Raw genomic sequence first — 16,889 nt, forward strand, 5'->3', positions numbered from 1 at the left:
AAAGATAAAAAATCGGAGTTTAAATTGAACTCCGATTTTTTTTATAAATGCTGATTTTGCTTTCCTGCTTTTTAAATCTAGATTATGCAGCTCCTTTATGATATTTCTTTTTGTATTCGATTGGAGGAATTCCGGTGATTTTTTTAAATGCATCTCGAAAAGCTTTAATATCAGAATAGCCCACTTCGTACATTACTTCATTTACTGTTTTACGATCTGTTTCAAAAGCTTTTTTAGCGGCTTCAATTTTTACTCTTTGCAGGTATTCGCTTGGTGTATTCCCAGTGGCTTTTATAAATCGTCTATCAAAATTTCTTCTGCTGACATTAAACTTAATCGAAAGATCGCTCATTGATAATTTTTCGCCCAAATTATTTTCGATATAAGATTGTGCACCAAGTACCATTTCGTCTTCATGTTTCTTTTGGCCTGAGAAAATAATAAATTGTGATTGAGATTTTCTATTCATTTCAATCTGAAACACTTTGGCACAATAAACTGCGGTTGCTCTACCGTAATATTTTTCGATAAGATAAATCATTAGGTTAAGAAAAGAGTATGCTCCGCCATTGGTATAGATTCCATTTTCATCTGTAATTAATTCATCAACTCTCAGATTTATTTGAGGAAACATTCTAGAGAAATTTTCTCTAACAGACCAATGTGTCGAACAATTTTTTCCGTCAAGAAGTCCCGATGCAGCAAGCATAAATGCTCCTGTACAGATCGTTGCAATTTCTGCACCTTTTTGATATTGTTTTTGCAGCCACTGCACAAGTTCGTCATTATGCTGAAGGGCAAGATTGTAATTGTGGTTTAATGAAGGAATTATAATAAGGTCGGTTTTAGCAATCTGCGAAATATAGGCATGGGGCTTTACAGTAAAAATACCGCCATTAAATTCTATTTTTTCAGAAATTCCCGCCAATTTGATTTGAAACAATTCTGTTCCGCCGTTCATTTTAGCAAAAGCATTTGCTTTGGTAAAGATTTCGTACGCACCAGATATACTAGAAAGATTATTATCTCCTTCGGGAACTATTATGGTAAGCTGTTTCATTATCTTTTTTGTATAAAGATACTAAAAGTTGATGTCCAAATATACCTGTAAGAATGTCTATTTTGCATATTAGAAAAGTCTGTAGTTGCTTTTAAATTTACGTTAGATAATTTTCTAACGTATTAAACAAAAAACTATTATGGCAAAAATGACTGTTATTTATAAAACGCCAAAAGATATTTCTTTTTTTGAAAAACATTATTATGAGGTGCATATTCCGTTGGCAAAAAAACTTCCTGGAATAGTAAAATATGAAGTTAGCAAAGAACCCGTCATATCATTGACTGGACATTCTGATGTATTTCTTGTGGCTAATTTATATTTTGAATCTTTAGATGCAATGATGGAGTCTTTTAAAACCGATATTGGGCAACAATGCGCTGCAGATCGTAGAATTCTAGCTAGTGATGATGAAGTGCAAATTTATGTTTATGATGTAAAAAATACCTGATTTTACCTTGTTGCATTTTAACGGCTGTGGGTTCATTTTACTATTTCTGGTTTCAGATTATAATCTGAAACCATTTATAGAGGTTCAGATAGAGAGATTAAGCTTTTTCATTATAATTTTAAATATCTTTTCGATACAAGATGTACGAATAGAGAAGTAAATTAAAATGTAGAATACTTAAAATTAATTGTTTGAACTTTTAAGGTAAAATTCAGTATTAATTTAAATATGACCCAACCTATGGCCGCTATCCCTGACGAATTATATAATGTTAAGTTTGCTGCGTACTTCGATTCTATGAAAGAGTTGTATATACTCGATGAGAAATTTAAGGTTATTTGTGATGCTTATTGTATAAGTACCGCCAAAACGGAGCTTTACAGGGATAAAAGCGATAAAAATCACCGACGCAGAATGAAGTTCGAAAATTTATCGAGAGAACTAGAAGAAGAAATACTGTTTTATATTATGAGAAACAGGTAATTAGTTTTCTTCTTTTTTAGAAAGCGCTATTTGAGATATGGCTCTCCATTCGGCCATTTTTTCTGCTCTTGTCAGGCCAGCATTTAATCCGCTGGTAGAAGGGAGAGTTACATAGGTAATTCCTTTTTGTGCAAAAGTATGTTTCTGAAAATACTTTGCAGCAGCTTTACTTTCAAAAAAGACATGTCTTATGTTAGGATATTGTTTGTGCAGACTTTCAAAATCGTTTATCGTTTCTTCGGTAATTGCAGCATCACTGCTTCCTTCTCTTTTGCAGCTTTGCAAAACATTCCAAAGACCAATTTTATATTTTGTTAATAGAGCTTTTCGATCTTCGTACAAATCGCTAAATTCTTCTTCAAAAATAGCAAACATAATTTTCCAAAAAAGATTTCCTTTGTTGGCGTAATACTGCTGTTTGGCAATAGACTGTTCGCCAGCCATAGTGCCCATAATTAGAATAACAGTAGAATTGTCAATTAATGGTTGGAGGGCTTTTTTATACATGTTTTTGCTTCGTTCTTCCTTTATTGTAAAATTATCAATAAAGATTTGAAATGAGTAAAAGAGTTCCTTATTACAATTTTCTCTCGTCCCATTCCCGTTTTAGCATTGCATACTGAAATTCGCTTCCCCATTTTCCTTTAAAGAAAATATTCTCAATAAAGTGCCCTTCTTGTCTAAAACCGATACTTTTCAATAGGTTAATCGAAGCAATATTTTCAGCATCTACAATTTCAACAACTCGATGTATTTGTTTGGTGTCAAATAGAAAATCCAGAATGCCAACAAAAACCTCTTTTGCAAAACCTTTTTTTTGCTCAAGGTGCGAAATTGTTATTCCGATTTCGGCAATTCTTGTATCATATTGATCAAGTTTAATTGCACAGTCGCCAATGAGTTGTTTGGTTTTAGTATTTTCAATTCCGTATTGTACCCATTCTCCAGCTTTGCCAAAATGTTTTGTTGCGTTTTCTTTAATAAATTCTTCAGCCTCTTCAATTGTCATAACATCAAAACCTTGATATTTTGTAACTTCTGGATTAGACCTATAGATATGAAAATCAGATAGATCTGATATTTTAAGGTGTCGTATGTTAAGTTGTGCCGTTTGTATATTTAATATTTCCATTATCTGAATTTCTGCTCGCAATAATGCTTTTCAAATATATTTAATTATTTTCTGAAATATGCCACTTTACAAAGAGATCCAAATTGGAATAAAAAAACTGCGCATCCTCAAACATTTTTAGAGTTGCGCAGTTTTTTATGTTTTTAAGTGTTTTATAGTTTCAAAAATATTTTTTAAACCACAGAACAGCTACTTTTTCTTTCTTTAGTTAAAGGTTTAAGTCCAAGATTTTGAAACATTTGCATATCTTCTGATAGTCCTGGGTTTGGTGTTACTAGTAAAGTTTCGCGTTCTCCAGTAAAAATAGAATTGGCACCAGCCATAAAACACCAAGCTTGCTCTTCTTCTGTCATTTCAATTCTTCCTGCACTTAAACGTACAACAGATGCAGGCATAATAATACGCGCTGTAGCAATCATTCGAACCATATCCCAAAGAGGTACTTTCGGATTATTTTCTAATGGTGTTCCTTTTACTCTTGCCAATGCGTTTACAGGAACAGATTCTGGATGAGTAGGCATTGTAGCTAAAGTTGCTAACATAGAAACACGATCGGCAGGAGCTTCTCCCAAGCCAATGATTCCGCCAGAACAAACTGTAATGCCCGCTTTTCTAACATTATTTATAGTATCAAGACGCTGATCAAATTTACGTGTGCTAATAATTTCATCATAGTAACTTTCAGAAGTATCTAAATTATGATTATAAGCATACAAACCTGCTTCCTGAAGTCTTATAGCTTGCTCTTCGGTAAGCATTCCTAGTGTACAGCAAACTTCTAATCCGAGATCATTAACGCCTTTTACCATTTCAATAACACGATCAAAATCTTTGTTATCTCGTACTTCGCGCCAAGCTGCAGCCATACAAAAACGGGAAGAACCTCCATCTTTTGCTTTTTGTGCGTGTTCAAGAACAGTTTCTGTTGGCAAAAGAGCCTGAACTTTTATATCAGTATGATAGCGTGCTGCTTGTCCGCAATAGGAACAATCTTCTGGACAGCCGCCTGTTTTTACAGAAAGTAACGTACAAACTTGTATTTCTGAAGGTTTATGCCAATTGCGATGTACAGTTGCTGCCTGATAAACTAACTCAAGCAAAGGCTTATCATAGATGGCTTGAATTTCTTCTTTGCTCCAGTCATTTCTTATTTCCTTGTTCATTTTTTATTTTGATGCTTTATGATTTTTAGTCAAAAGTATCGTTTTGCTGTATCATCAAAATGTACCACTTTTTATATTTTGGGTAGTCCGGTTTAAATGGAAACCCATCAGGGTTGAGGTTTCAGTCTGTAGCAGTACAAGAAGTATGCAGAATTACTTGCGTCCATTGCATTAGAGCAATCAAAAGGATTGATAAAAGATTTGGAGGTCCAGAAGTACTTCATTGTGAAGAAATGACTAAATCTTACTTAGAACAATTCAAAGTGATAAAGATATAATACTAGAAATACCAGAAGATATTCGCCATAAATTGTTTACTACCGGAGTAAATCTATGCCAAGAAAATAATACTGGAACACAAACTTGGAAAGAGTATTTAAATATACTTATCTGAAATCATTATGTAGCAGATTAACGTTATTTAGTTAAAATTTAACGTTTAATGTTGTTGTTTTCAGATATTTATAATATCTTTAACTTATGATATGGGAATTGTATAAACTTTGTGTATAATTTTGCAACATTAAATTTATATTTGTCCCAAATTATAATTATTAACTTAACCGTCTGCCTGATATGAGAATATTTTTAGTGGCGCTGCTTTTTTCCTTGAGTTCCTTTACTACAATGAATGTATGGGATGATGATGAAATATTAAGCGAAGTTGAATTTGCAAGACTTACAGAGCATGTAAATGAAATTAAGGCTTTTACATCTGGAAATCACAAGTTTAATAACAAAATTGCTTTTCTTGTTGATATGAAAATTAAATCAGGAAAAAACCGCTTTTTTGTTTACGATCTAGAAAATAACCAGATCCTTGACCAAGGGCTTGTAGCACATGGTTCAGGTTCTGAGACAGGAATTAAAGGAGATATTCTTCAGTTTAGTAATGCTCCAGAATCTAATTGCACTTCACTTGGAAGATATTCAGTAGAGAAACCATATAAAGGTATATTTGGTAAAGCTTTTAGACTTGCTGGATTAGACGAAACCAATAATAATGCAATGAAACGTGCCATTGTATTACACTCTTACAAAGAGGTTCCATCAGATGAAAAAGAATACTATATAATCAATAGCCACGGCTGTCCAATGGTTAGTCAAGAATTTTTAAATAGACTTTCAAAATATATAGAGAGTTCAAATTCAAAAATCTTATTGTCTGTTTATTATTAAAATTAAATTACGGAGCAGTTAGTTTTTGAAACGATATAATCTAGCTGATTTTAAACAGTATAAAATAAAATTTAAAAGAGAACTTTGGTTCTCTTTTTTTATATCTATACACTAGATTTTACCATTTTTTATTTCGCCCTTTTATCTAAACCTCCTATAAATGCTCATTAAAAGTAATAAATTAGGATAAACTTAACTTGCTTAATAAACTATATAGAAAATACAAGTTGTAAATTAGTAGAATAGTAATCAAAAGTTTATTTTATGAAAGCAGTACGTTTTTTTGGACACAAAGATGTCCGCGTTGTTAATGATCTTGAAAAACCTGTTCCTAAAGGTGATGAAGTTTTATTAAAAATTGGCGGGGCAGGAGTTTGCCACTCAGACCTGCATATTATAGACGAAGGAACTGTTGTTGGAACAGTCTTTACTCTAGGACACGAAAATGCTGGATGGGTTGAAGAAATTGGCGAAAATGTTGAAGGTTATAAAAAGGGAGACGCCGTTTTAGTATATGGCCCTTGGGGATGTGGTCATTGCAAACCTTGCCAGCAGTCAAAAGAAAATTATTGTGATCATCAATCTGAGCAAGCTTACGGCGGAGGTTTAGGATTAGATGGCGGTATGGCAGAATATATGCTGGTGCCATCTTCGAGACTTTTAGTGCCTATTTTTGACTTAGACCCTGTTATTGCAGCTCCATTGACAGATGCGGCACTTACGCCTTATTCTGCGATTAAACGTTCGCTTCCGAAATTAATGCCGGATGAATTTGTGGTAGTAATTGGAGTTGGCGGACTAGGGCACGTTGCTTTGCAGATATTAAGAGAAATAAGCGGAGCAGCTATTATTGCTTGTGATGTTACCGAAGATAAATTGGCTTTCGCTAAAGAATTGGGAGCAACTTTTACGGTTAATTCTAAAGATGCTGATGCAGCAGAACAGATTCAGAAAATTACAGGAATCAAGAAAGCTAAAGTTGTTATTGATTTTGTTGGCGCAACTTCTACAATAGATTTAGGAACAAAAGTAGTAAGCCTTGACGGAGATCTTACTATTGTGGGTCTTGGCGGAGGACATTACCAGTATAGCATGAATGTTTTGCCATTTGGAGTTAGTATGACCAATCCGTATTGGGGATCACGAACTGAACTGATGGAAGTTGTAGGCTTGGCAAGACAAAAGAAAATTCATATAGAAATTGAAAAGCATAAACTAGACGATGCCAATGAAGTTTATGATAGAATGAGACAAGGAAAAATAAAAGGTAGAGCCGTTTTAATACCTTAAAATTCAAAATAAATAAATCCGTCCAACAGTGACGGATTTATTGTTTAGAGATTAAAAAATATTAATATATTTGTGCATCAAATCAAACAAATGAAAAATACAATTAACATCGCAGCTATTATTATCACAATTATCATTAGATAATGGTGTAGGGATGTTATATAAATAAGTAAAAGATACAATTTAGAAAACCTCCCCGCAACGGGAGGTTTTTTTGTTTAAAGCAATTATGAAAAATTCAATTCAGAATAGCATTATTATTTCAATTATCATTATTCGTATTACATGACGAGTCAGGATTCTATTGTCTATTCAAAAAAAGCCTTTCTCAGTTCAAATGTGAAAGGCTTTTTTTATTTCGATTACGAACAAAAAAAGCATATATAAAAATCAAGCAATGAAAAACGAATTTACCCTTACCATTTATTCTGAGGATCAATTAAGATTAATGAACAAATTAAGCTCAATGTTTATAAGAAAGCAAATAGACATTTTGAGCCTTAATATGTCTATTTGTGAGATTGATAAAGTATACAGACATACAATTGTAATAACTGAAACATTGAATACAGTGGTAAATTTAGTTGCACAAATAGAGAAAATTATTGAGGTCTTTAAATGCTATTATTCATCAAATGAGGAAATTGTTTCAAAACAAACCGCATTGTTTAAAATGTTTACAGAAGTATTTATGACTAATTCGAAAATTGAAAATTTACTTCGTGAAAACAATCTTAAAGTTTCAGAAATTCAAAAAGAGTATACAATATTAGAGACTACAGGAACAAATGAAGAAATACTAGATTTAACAAAAAAGCTAAATCAAATAGGATTAATTGAATTTGTCAAAGGCTCTAGAATTGCTCTTATGAAATCTTATGAAGGCTTTTGCATAGAAAATTAAAAAAAGGCAATGCAAATAACTTTTAATTCTGCTATATTTCTTATTTTTAATAGTCTAAGTTACTAAAGCAAAAAAATATGATTTTAGGTACTAAACGTTTATTCTCTTTTATACTGTTGATTTCAGCATTAATGTTAACTCCTTGTAAATTAGAAGCACAGCTTTTAGGAGGAGCAAAAACTACTACTGAGGAACCTGTTAAAACTCCCGACGATTCTTTAGGAAGGAGAACACCTCAAGGAACTGTCAACGGTTTCATAAAAGCAATTGGCGATCAGAATTATCTGCGCGCCAGCCAGTATTTTATGCTTAGTAAACGTTCGTATCGTAAAACGTCTGAAAGAATACGAATAGCCAAAACCTTTCAACAGCTGTTGGATCAGGGAGGTAATTTCTCTCCATCATCTATTCTTAGCAATAAAGAATTAGGTCGTATAGATGATAATCTGGCAACTGGTGTAGATTTGGTTGGAAATATATCTACCGATAAAATAAGCATTCAACTTTATTTAGAAAATCAGTCAGATGATAGTGAGCCAGCCTTATGGCTTTTTTCTGCTGAAACTATAGAAGCAATTCTTTCTGCTGATATTAGTGGCGAAAAGACTTTTTTAGACAGGGTATTGCCAAATGCTTTAAAAGTAAGAAAACTAGGAAATGTACCAATTGGACATTGGGGAGTAGTGGTTGTAATGACAGTGCTTACGTACCTGCTTTCCAGATTATTGATATTTGTGTTTATATTTTTATTGCAAAAAATATGGAAGAAAGCAGATAGTGAGAAAGGTAATGCTATAATAGAAGCTTTTACGCTTCCAGTTCAGATGTATCTGACGGTGATTTTGTTTGTGACTTTAACACAGCGAATGGGAATTTCTATAATAGTTCGCCAGCGATTTAGCATTATAATAATTACAATCGGAATTGTAGCTTTTTTAATTCTGCTTTGGAGATTGACCGATTTTGTGAGCATGTTTACAAGAAGCAGAATGAACAATCGCGGACGTGCTTCTGCGGTATCTGCGGTATTATTTTTAAGTCGTACCATGAAAGTTGCAATTGTTGTAATCGGAATTATTGCAATATTAGGAATTATTGGAGTAGATGTTACAGCTGGACTTGCAGCACTAGGAATAGGAGGGATTGCATTGGCGCTTGGCGCGCAAAAAACAATAGAAAACTTTGTAGGGAGTGTCAGTCTTATTGCTGATCAGCCACTTCGTGTAGGCGATTATTGTAGAGTCGATGATATAAAAGGAACTGTAGAATCTATCGGGATGCGTTCTACAACACTTAGAACCCCTGCTCGTAGTATTGTAACAATTCCGAACGGTCAGTTGTCAGCTAGTAAAATCGAAAATTATGCACATCGCGATCGATTTATATTCAATCCAATTTTTGGATTTAGAATGGAAACTACGCCAGACCAAATGCGTTATCTGCTTGTAGAACTAAGATCATTGCTTTATGCACATCCTTCTGTTTTAAATACAAATCCAATAGTTCGTTTTACTGGTATTACAGCAGATTCTTTAAAGGTTGAGATTACAGCTTATATTGAAGCCATAAATGTAGAGACATCGCAAGAAGTGCAAGAAGATCTTTTATTGCGAATGTTGGACATTATAGAAAAAAGTGGCACCTCTCTGGCTTATCCTTCGCAAACACTTTATATGACTAGAGATACGCCTGTTTCTAATGAAAAAGCAGCAGAAGTTTCTAAAATAGTTAAAAAATGGAAAGAAAATAATGAATTGCAATTACCTAAGTTTGATCCAAAACGAGTAGAAGAACTAAAGGACAGCATTAAATATCCAGATGAAGGAAGTTTTGATCCTAATGCGGATGAAACAATATTTTAAATAAAAGAGCTTCATAAATGGAAGCTCTTTTCATTATAAGTTTTTGTCTTTTAAAATTTGAGGATATTGAAGGCTCGTATGTACAATCATTTCTCCAAACAAAGTATTTGCCCATGCAAACCATTTACGTGTAAATTTGGTTACGTCATCTTTATGAAAAGATTCATGCATAAATCCTGTATTGGCATTGGTTTTAATTAAAGTGCTTATACAACTTTTAATTTCTTTTTCATCAATGCTTGTAATGGCTCTTAAAACAATACTCATGGGCCAGATCGTATCAACACCAGTGTGAGGGCCTCCAATTCCTTCTCCGGCTGTTCCTTTATAAAAAAACGGATTATTTTCTGAAAGTACTACTTTACGAGTATTTAGATACAAAGGATCATCGGGAGAAACTGCTCCGAGATAAGGCAGTGACAAAAGAGAAGGAACATTGGCATCATCCATCATATGAAAACTTCCATATCCGTTTACTTCAAAAGCTATGATTTTTCCAAATTTAGGGTGATCTATAATTCCATATTCATTTAAACCTTTCTGAACTTGTGCTTGAAGTTCTTTAGCTTCAGCTGCTAAATCATTATCTTTTAAAGCGGGACTTGAAAACATTTCTACAAGATAACCTAGAATTTCGATTGCAAACATATTGCTCGGAATTAGATATCCAAACAAAGTAGAATCGTCGCTTGGTCTAAAAGTCGAAACAATCAGCCCGCATGGTTTTACAGGATAACCATAACCGCTTAAAGGAACTCCATCTGTTGCCCAAGCTGTTTGTCGCATAAAACTGTATGGTCCGCCTTTTCCGTCCATTCTCTGCTGTTCTTTAAATGTTTTCAGAATCAATTTCATGGCATCTTTCCATTGTTTGTCAAACATGCTAATATCTCCAGTTTCTTTCCAATAGCCATGAGCCAATCTAACAGGATAGCATAAGCTGTCTATTTCCCATTTTCGTTCATGAATTCCCGGTTTCATATCGGTAATATCATTTTTCCATTCACTTTCTTTATTGAAATCTTTATAAAAAGCATTTGCATACGGATCAAGGAGAATGCATTTTGTCTGACGATTTATAACGCCTTTTACCAATTCGGCAAGTTTAGCATCTTCTTTTACAAACGGAATATAAGGCCAGATTTGAGCAGTACTATCACGAAGCCACATTGCATCAATATCGCCTGTAATGACATAAGTATCGGGTTTGCCATCTATAATTTCAAATTCGACAGTTGTGTCTAGCGTATTTGGAAAACAGTTTTCAAAAAGCCAAGCCAATTCTGGATTAGCAATTTGTTTTTTAATTTTTACAATTGCAGCTTCAATAGCTTTACTAGTAAATTTTCTTTCTGCAATCGGAGGTCTTTTGGTTATAAAATCTTTTAAAGGAAATTCAAAAAGATTAGAATTTAGTCCAAAAGCATCAGCTTGAACAGCCAATAATCCTGCTGAAAAAATACTGGCATTTTTTATAAATTTTCTACGAGACTGCATATGTTTTTTTAGTTTTAAATAGAATGAGAATAGTTAGATCTGTATAGCATTATAAATAAACGACTTTTTTTTATTATTCTATTGAAATTTAGACCAATGACATTTGCAACGCTTTCAATGGCAGAAAGAATTCGTAAAAATGAACTAATTAAAGAGATATGAAAAATATGTCTATTCTTTTGATTGATTCGTCCATCTTGAAGAATAACAATGCGAGTAATTTTATTTTCGATCCAAAACCCAATTGAATCGCAGTAGTTTTCAAAAAGAAAACACAAAAAAAGATAATAAATTGAAGGTGATTGATTAGTAAATATTTGTTAGTTTTTATTAGTTAGGGAGATTAATGAGAGATTTAATCTCCCTTTTTTTATTCAATTTTTAAAGAAAGAAATTTATTAAATACATGATTATATGAAAAGAGTGAATCTTAAAATTAAAAATGCTGTACCATTATTTGTACTGTTATTTTTTTGTGCTTTAAACGGATATTCCAAAAACGACGAAAAAACAAAAAGCGCTTCTGCTGTAATAGAGCGATTAATTGGTAGTCGTGTCAATGAGTTTGAACTGAGTATAAGTGAAAATAAAAATCAAGATAAAGATTGGTTTGAAGTGGAAGCAACCAGTAATCTTGTAAAAATTAAAGCTTCAAATAATACAGCACTTTGCTATGCAGCATATAATTTTCTTAGAGATATCGGTGCGGTTTTAATTAGTTGGGAAGGAAACAGAGTCAATTTACCTAAAGATTGGCCAAAATATTCCAAAAAAGGAAGTACGCCATTTGAGTATAGAGAATATTTAAACGCTTGCACTTTTGGCTATACAACTCCGTGGTGGGACTGGAAACGTTGGGAACAAGAAATAGATTGGATGGCTATGCACGGCATTAATCTTCCAACTGCAATGGAAGGTCAGGAAGCGGTGTGGCAGGAATTATGGAAAGAATATGGTTTGACAAACAATCAGTTAGAGGCACATTTTGCTGGGCCAGCTTTTTTACCTTGGCAAAGAATGGGAAATATTAATAGTCTAGAAGGTCCTTTGCCACAAGAATGGTTTGCTAAAAAAGAAGAACTTCAAAAGAAAATATTGGAGAGAATGAGGACTTTGGATATGCATCCTGTTGTTCCTGCTTTTAGCGGATATGTTCCTAAGGCTTTCGCCGAAAAACATCCTGAAGCTAAAATTACCGAATTAAAATCGTGGTCTGGCGGTGGTTTTGCGAGCACTTTTCTTTTAGATTCTAAAGATCCTTTATTTAAAAAAATCGGAAAACGTTTTATAGAAATTTATACCAAAATGTACGGAAAGTCAGATTTCTATTTGGCAGATTCATTTAATGAAATTGAACCGCCAGTTTCTGAACATAATAAATATGAAGAACTTTCTAATTATGGAAGTGCCGTTTATGAGACTATAAATGAAGCAGCTCCTGGTGCAACTTGGGTTATGCAAGGATGGCTTTTTGGAGACAATAAAGAATTCTGGACCAAAGAAGCTACAAGCGCATTTTTAAGTAAAGTTCCAAACCATAAAGTAATGGTTCAGGATTATGCCAATGACAGATATAAAGTATGGGATAATCAGGAAGCTTTTTATGGAAAACAGTGGACTTATGGTTATGTACATAATTATGGTGGATCGAATCCTGTTTATGGCGATTTAAATTTTTACAAAAATGAATTGACAAGTCTGCTTAAAAATCCGCATAGAGGAAATATTGCAGGTTATGGAGCAATGCCTGAAGGTTTAAATAATAATTCGATTGTATACGAATACATTTATGATCTTCCGTGGACTAAAGGAGAGCAACCTGTAAATGATTGGCTAACTAAATACTTAAACGCAAGATACGGGCAAACGACTTCTAAACCTGTTTTTCTAGCGTGGGAATTATTATTAGAATCTGTTTATAATGTCAAATATTGGGAAACACGTTGGTGGAAGGATAGGGCTGGAGCGTATTTGTTGTTTAAACGTCCAACAGTAACCATTACAGAATTTAAAGGAAATCCTGGAGATAAGAAAAAACTAAAAGAGGCTTTGGATATTTTAACCAAAGAAGCGAAGAAATACGATAAAAAGAATTTTATTCAATATGATTTAATAGATGTTACAAGGCATTATTATTCATTATGTATTGATGAAGATTTAATAGAATGCGTAAAAGCATATCAACAGAAAGACATTGAGCAAGGCGATCGATTATTTAAAAAGATAGAAAAACAAGTTTTGAATATCGATGCTGTAATGTCAGGTCAGCCACTAAACAGTTTGGATCAATGGGTAAAATCGGCTTCAGATTATGGTAGTTCGGCAGAGGTTTCTTCATTATATGTAAAAAATGCCAAAACATTAATTACGCTTTGGGGCGGAGAAGGACACTTAAACGATTATGCTTCTAGATCTTGGAGAGGAATGTATAAAGGATTTTATTGGCCAAGATGGAAAATGTTTTTAGAAGCTTTAAAAAAATCTGTTGCCACAAATACTCCTTTTGATGAAAACAAAGAAAGAGAATCAATTAAAAATTGGGAAATTAATTGGACAAAAAGCAAATAAAAAGTTACCAAGATTATAATTGTTACGTATATAGACAAAATTTAACTTAATATTTATAACATAACCTTAAACCATACTAAAAAGATGAATAGAAAATTTTACGAAATCGATTAATTAATAAGTTTTTAACTATATAATTTTAGAAAAAATACTTTGCGAAGCCTTGTCATTATTGATTTTAAAGAAATTATCCATGTTTATGAATAACTTGTCCATTTGTTAACATTTCTTTGGCACTAATTTCGTCAATACTATTTAACCAATTAACCAATATACAATGGAAAAACTTAAACTTTTATTATTAGCCTTTTTCTTTGGCTTCTCAATTAATACTTGGGCACAAAAAACAGAAGTGTCTGGTGTTGTATTAGATGACAAAGGTATTCCTCTGCCAGCCGCTAATATCCTTGAAAAAGGGACGACTAATACTGTAACGACAGATTTTGATGGAAAATTTAAATTTTTAGCGTCAAACAAAAATGCGACGCTTATATTTTCTTTTATTGGATTTGATGATCAGACTGTAAAATTAGACGGAACCAAAACTAATTATTCGATTAAATTACAATCTACTACTACAAACTTAGAACAAGTTGTAGTTGTGGGGTATGGTAAAGGATCTCGTAAAAACTTAACGACTTCAGTTTCTTCTGTTAAAGCTGAAGATTTAAACAGAGGTGCAATTAGCGACGTTGGACAACTTTTGCAAGGTAAAGTTTCTGGTTTGAATATTTCTTCAAGCGGTGACCCAACAAAAACAGCTTCGGTAGTTTTACGTGGAGCTTCAACATTAAACAGTTCGCAAGGACCTTTTTATGTAATTGATGGTATTCCAGGAGTTGATATTTCGGTTATATCACCAGATGATATTGCAACAATCGACGTATTAAAAGATGCGGCTGCAACAGCAATTTATGGTAACCGTGCAGCAAATGGAGTTATCATGGTAACAACAAAAAAAGGAAGTAAAGGAAGAACACAAGTTGCCTACAATGGATATTTTGGTTTTGAAGAAGTTTCTAATAATTTGGATATGATGAATGCAGATCAACTTAGAGCTTTTACAACTAAAAACAATTTGAATTTTACTCCAGAAAATGACAAAGGTGCTAATACAAATTGGCAAAAAGAAATTCTAAGATCAGGGCGTGCAGCGTCAAGCAGTCATAACTTATCTATGAGTGGCGGCGGTGATCACGGAAGTTATACCGCAAGTATTACTTCTCTTAATAAAGAAGGAGTTATGCTAAAAAGTGACTTTTCTCGTATCATTGCTCGTTTATCTGTTGAACAATATGCTTTTAATGATAAAGTAAAGTTTGGTTTAAATGTTACTAATTCTAGAACAAAATATCAAAATGTACCGCAGCGTAATACAGTTCTTTTACAAGCAGCAAGTTATCTTCCTGTTTCTCCAGTAAGAAATGATGATGGTAGTTTTTTTGAAAACTTTGTAAGTCCTGGATACTTTAACCCAGTAGCTTTAATTGAGCATGGTACAGACGAAACTAAGACAAATAATCTTGTAGGTAATCTTACCGCAGAAGTAAAATTGCCTTTCGGATTAACGTATAACTTGAATTTGGCACACCAAAGACTAAATACATCTCACGGAGAATTTTATGACAGCTATTATTCACAATACAACAGTGCCAACTTTTACAACAACCCAGATCCGCCTTTGACAAAAACATTGGTTAACTTTGGAGTAAATGGTTCTGCATTGAGAAATGCTTACGAGAACACAAACAACATTATTGAGAGTTTCTTTACTTGGGATAAATCAATTGGAGATCATAAAATAAAAGCTGTTTTAGGTTACTCTTGGCAAGAAAACACTTTAGGAGATGGTTTTCAGGCTACGACAACAAATTTCCCAGTTGACAATGTTGGGTATAACAACTTAGCTTTAAGTAACTATACTTCTGTTAATGGTTATGTGGTGAATTTTGGAGATAGCAAAGCATATCAAAAAACACGTTTAATTGCTTACTTCGGACGTTTAAATTATAATTATAAAGATAAATATCTTTTACAAGGATCACTTAGAAGAGATGGTGGATCTATGTTTGGTGCAAACAACCAATGGGGATACTTTCCTTCTGTAGGAGGTGCATGGAGAGTTGACAAAGAAAGTTTTATGAAAAACCAAAACTTTTTTAGCGATTTGAAATTTCGTGGTAGCTGGGGAGTAACTGGAAACTCTTCTGGATTTAATGCTTACACAGCTCAATTTATTTCTGGAAGTTTAGGAACTTTCTATTACAACGGACAACAGATTGGAGCTTACGGACCAAACCAAGCAGCAAATCCTGATTTAAAATGGGAAAAAACTGCAACAGCAAATATTGGTGTTGATTTCTCTATCTTAAAAGGAAAAGTAACAGGTTCTGTTGATGTTTACGATAAGAAAACAACAGATATGATTTTTAACTACAATGTTAATCCAGTATTGGTGCCAGTAGGAACAATTGTAGCAAACGGAGGAACAATGTCTAACAAAGGTATTGAAGTTAGTTTAGGCGCAACTATTGTTAAAACAGCAGATTTTAGCTGGAATACTAATTTGAATTTGGCGCATAACAAAAATGAAATTGTTAAATTAACTAGTCCATTCTTTGTTGGTGGAGATTCAATTCGTCGTGTACAACCAGACGGAGGAGGACAAACAGGAAGTACTTTACAAATCTTTAAAGAAGGAAAACCATTAGGACAATTCTTTACATTGAAATATGCTGGAAAAAATGCTGACGGAGTATCTCAGTATTATGACAAAAACGGTGATCTAACAACTACACCTCAAATTGGAGTAGATTATCATTATGCAGGAAGCGCACAGCCAAAATTATTGATGGGATGGGCAAATAATTTCCAATACAAAAAATTCGATTTAAGTATTTTCTTTAGAGGAGTTTTTGGTAATAAAATTTTCAATGCAACTCGTGCAGACTTATTTAGACCAAGTACCGCAATGACCAATAACATTTTAGTAGATGCTGGTAATGAGTCGCCAAATGATTTAAACTCTTATAAATATTCAGATCGTTTTATAGAAGACGGCAGTTATATAAGATTAGATAACATGACTTTAGGTTATAATTTTGGAAAAGTTGGAAATTACATCAGCAGTATCCGTATTTATCAGACTGTAAATAACGTATTTGTTATTACTAAATACAAAGGAATTGATCCAGAAGTTGAACAAGGAGGAACGGCTCCAGGTGTAGATTCTAATAACTTCTATCCAAAAACCAGAACATATATGTTCGGTGTAAATGTGATTTTCTAAAAATTAAAGCT

General features: G+C 33.2%; 12 protein-coding genes. 7 read left to right on the plus strand and 5 right to left on the minus strand.

Annotation, left to right across the window (positions count from 1 at the left end; translation table 11 throughout):
* Positions 1 to 82: 82 nt before the first annotated feature.
* Complete coding sequence (locus tag AC1Q5Z_RS22430) at positions 83 to 1,060, minus strand: GlxA family transcriptional regulator (protein ID WP_492446905.1); 978 nt, start codon at positions 1,058 to 1,060, stop codon at positions 83 to 85.
* Between the two features lie 139 nt (positions 1,061 to 1,199).
* Here AC1Q5Z_RS22430 and AC1Q5Z_RS22435 point away from each other — a divergent pair, with 139 nt between their 5' ends.
* A complete protein-coding gene (locus AC1Q5Z_RS22435) occupies positions 1,200 to 1,511 on the plus strand; it encodes an EthD family reductase (RefSeq protein WP_492446907.1) in 312 nt (103 codons plus the stop codon).
* A gap of 483 nt (positions 1,512 to 1,994) precedes the next feature.
* On the opposite strand, the gene AC1Q5Z_RS22440 is transcribed toward AC1Q5Z_RS22435, so the two are convergent.
* From AC1Q5Z_RS22440 to bioB, 3 genes are all read right to left on the minus strand, one after another.
* Entirely contained in the window at positions 1,995 to 2,501 is a 507-nt protein-coding gene (locus AC1Q5Z_RS22440; protein WP_492446909.1) for a DNA-deoxyinosine glycosylase, read from the minus strand.
* Positions 2,502 to 2,571: 70 nt separating this feature from the next.
* Complete coding sequence (locus AC1Q5Z_RS22445; protein ID WP_492446911.1) at positions 2,572 to 3,126, minus strand: GNAT family N-acetyltransferase; 555 nt, start codon at positions 3,124 to 3,126, stop codon at positions 2,572 to 2,574.
* Positions 3,127 to 3,299: 173 nt separating this feature from the next.
* A complete protein-coding gene (gene bioB, locus AC1Q5Z_RS22450) occupies positions 3,300 to 4,289 on the minus strand; it encodes a biotin synthase BioB (protein ID WP_492446912.1) in 990 nt (329 codons plus the stop codon).
* Between the two features lie 576 nt (positions 4,290 to 4,865).
* Here bioB and AC1Q5Z_RS22455 point away from each other — a divergent pair.
* The 4 genes from AC1Q5Z_RS22455 (at position 4,866) to AC1Q5Z_RS22470 (ending at position 9,524) form a co-directional block, all read left to right on the plus strand.
* Entirely contained in the window at positions 4,866 to 5,468 is a 603-nt protein-coding gene (locus AC1Q5Z_RS22455) for a murein L,D-transpeptidase catalytic domain-containing protein (protein ID WP_198858003.1), read from the plus strand.
* 264 nt (positions 5,469 to 5,732) lie between these two features.
* Positions 5,733 to 6,758, plus strand: coding sequence for an NAD(P)-dependent alcohol dehydrogenase (locus tag AC1Q5Z_RS22460; RefSeq protein WP_198858004.1), 1,026 nt, complete (start codon positions 5,733 to 5,735; stop codon positions 6,756 to 6,758).
* 397 nt (positions 6,759 to 7,155) lie between these two features.
* A complete protein-coding gene (locus AC1Q5Z_RS22465) occupies positions 7,156 to 7,662 on the plus strand; it encodes an acetolactate synthase small subunit (protein ID WP_492446913.1) in 507 nt (168 codons plus the stop codon).
* Positions 7,663 to 7,739: 77 nt separating this feature from the next.
* Complete coding sequence (locus AC1Q5Z_RS22470) at positions 7,740 to 9,524, plus strand: mechanosensitive ion channel family protein (RefSeq protein WP_492446915.1); 1,785 nt, start codon at positions 7,740 to 7,742, stop codon at positions 9,522 to 9,524.
* A gap of 33 nt (positions 9,525 to 9,557) precedes the next feature.
* Here the strand turns inward: AC1Q5Z_RS22470 and AC1Q5Z_RS22475 are convergent, their stop codons facing one another.
* Positions 9,558 to 11,021, minus strand: a complete 1,464-nt coding sequence (locus AC1Q5Z_RS22475) for a glycoside hydrolase family 125 protein (protein ID WP_492446917.1) — start codon at positions 11,019 to 11,021, stop codon at positions 9,558 to 9,560.
* A 414-nt stretch (positions 11,022 to 11,435) separates the two neighbouring features.
* On the opposite strand from AC1Q5Z_RS22475, the gene AC1Q5Z_RS22480 reads away from it, so the two are divergent.
* Positions 11,436 to 13,589, plus strand: a complete 2,154-nt coding sequence (locus AC1Q5Z_RS22480; protein WP_492446918.1) for an alpha-N-acetylglucosaminidase — start codon at positions 11,436 to 11,438, stop codon at positions 13,587 to 13,589.
* A gap of 277 nt (positions 13,590 to 13,866) precedes the next feature.
* Positions 13,867 to 16,878: a SusC/RagA family TonB-linked outer membrane protein gene (locus AC1Q5Z_RS22485; protein WP_343586602.1), complete on the plus strand. Its 3,012-nt coding sequence runs from the start codon at positions 13,867 to 13,869 to the stop codon at positions 16,876 to 16,878.
* Positions 16,879 to 16,889: the final 11 nt, after the last annotated feature.

The organism is Flavobacterium sp. GW823-FHT06G12 (assembly GCF_058794775.1).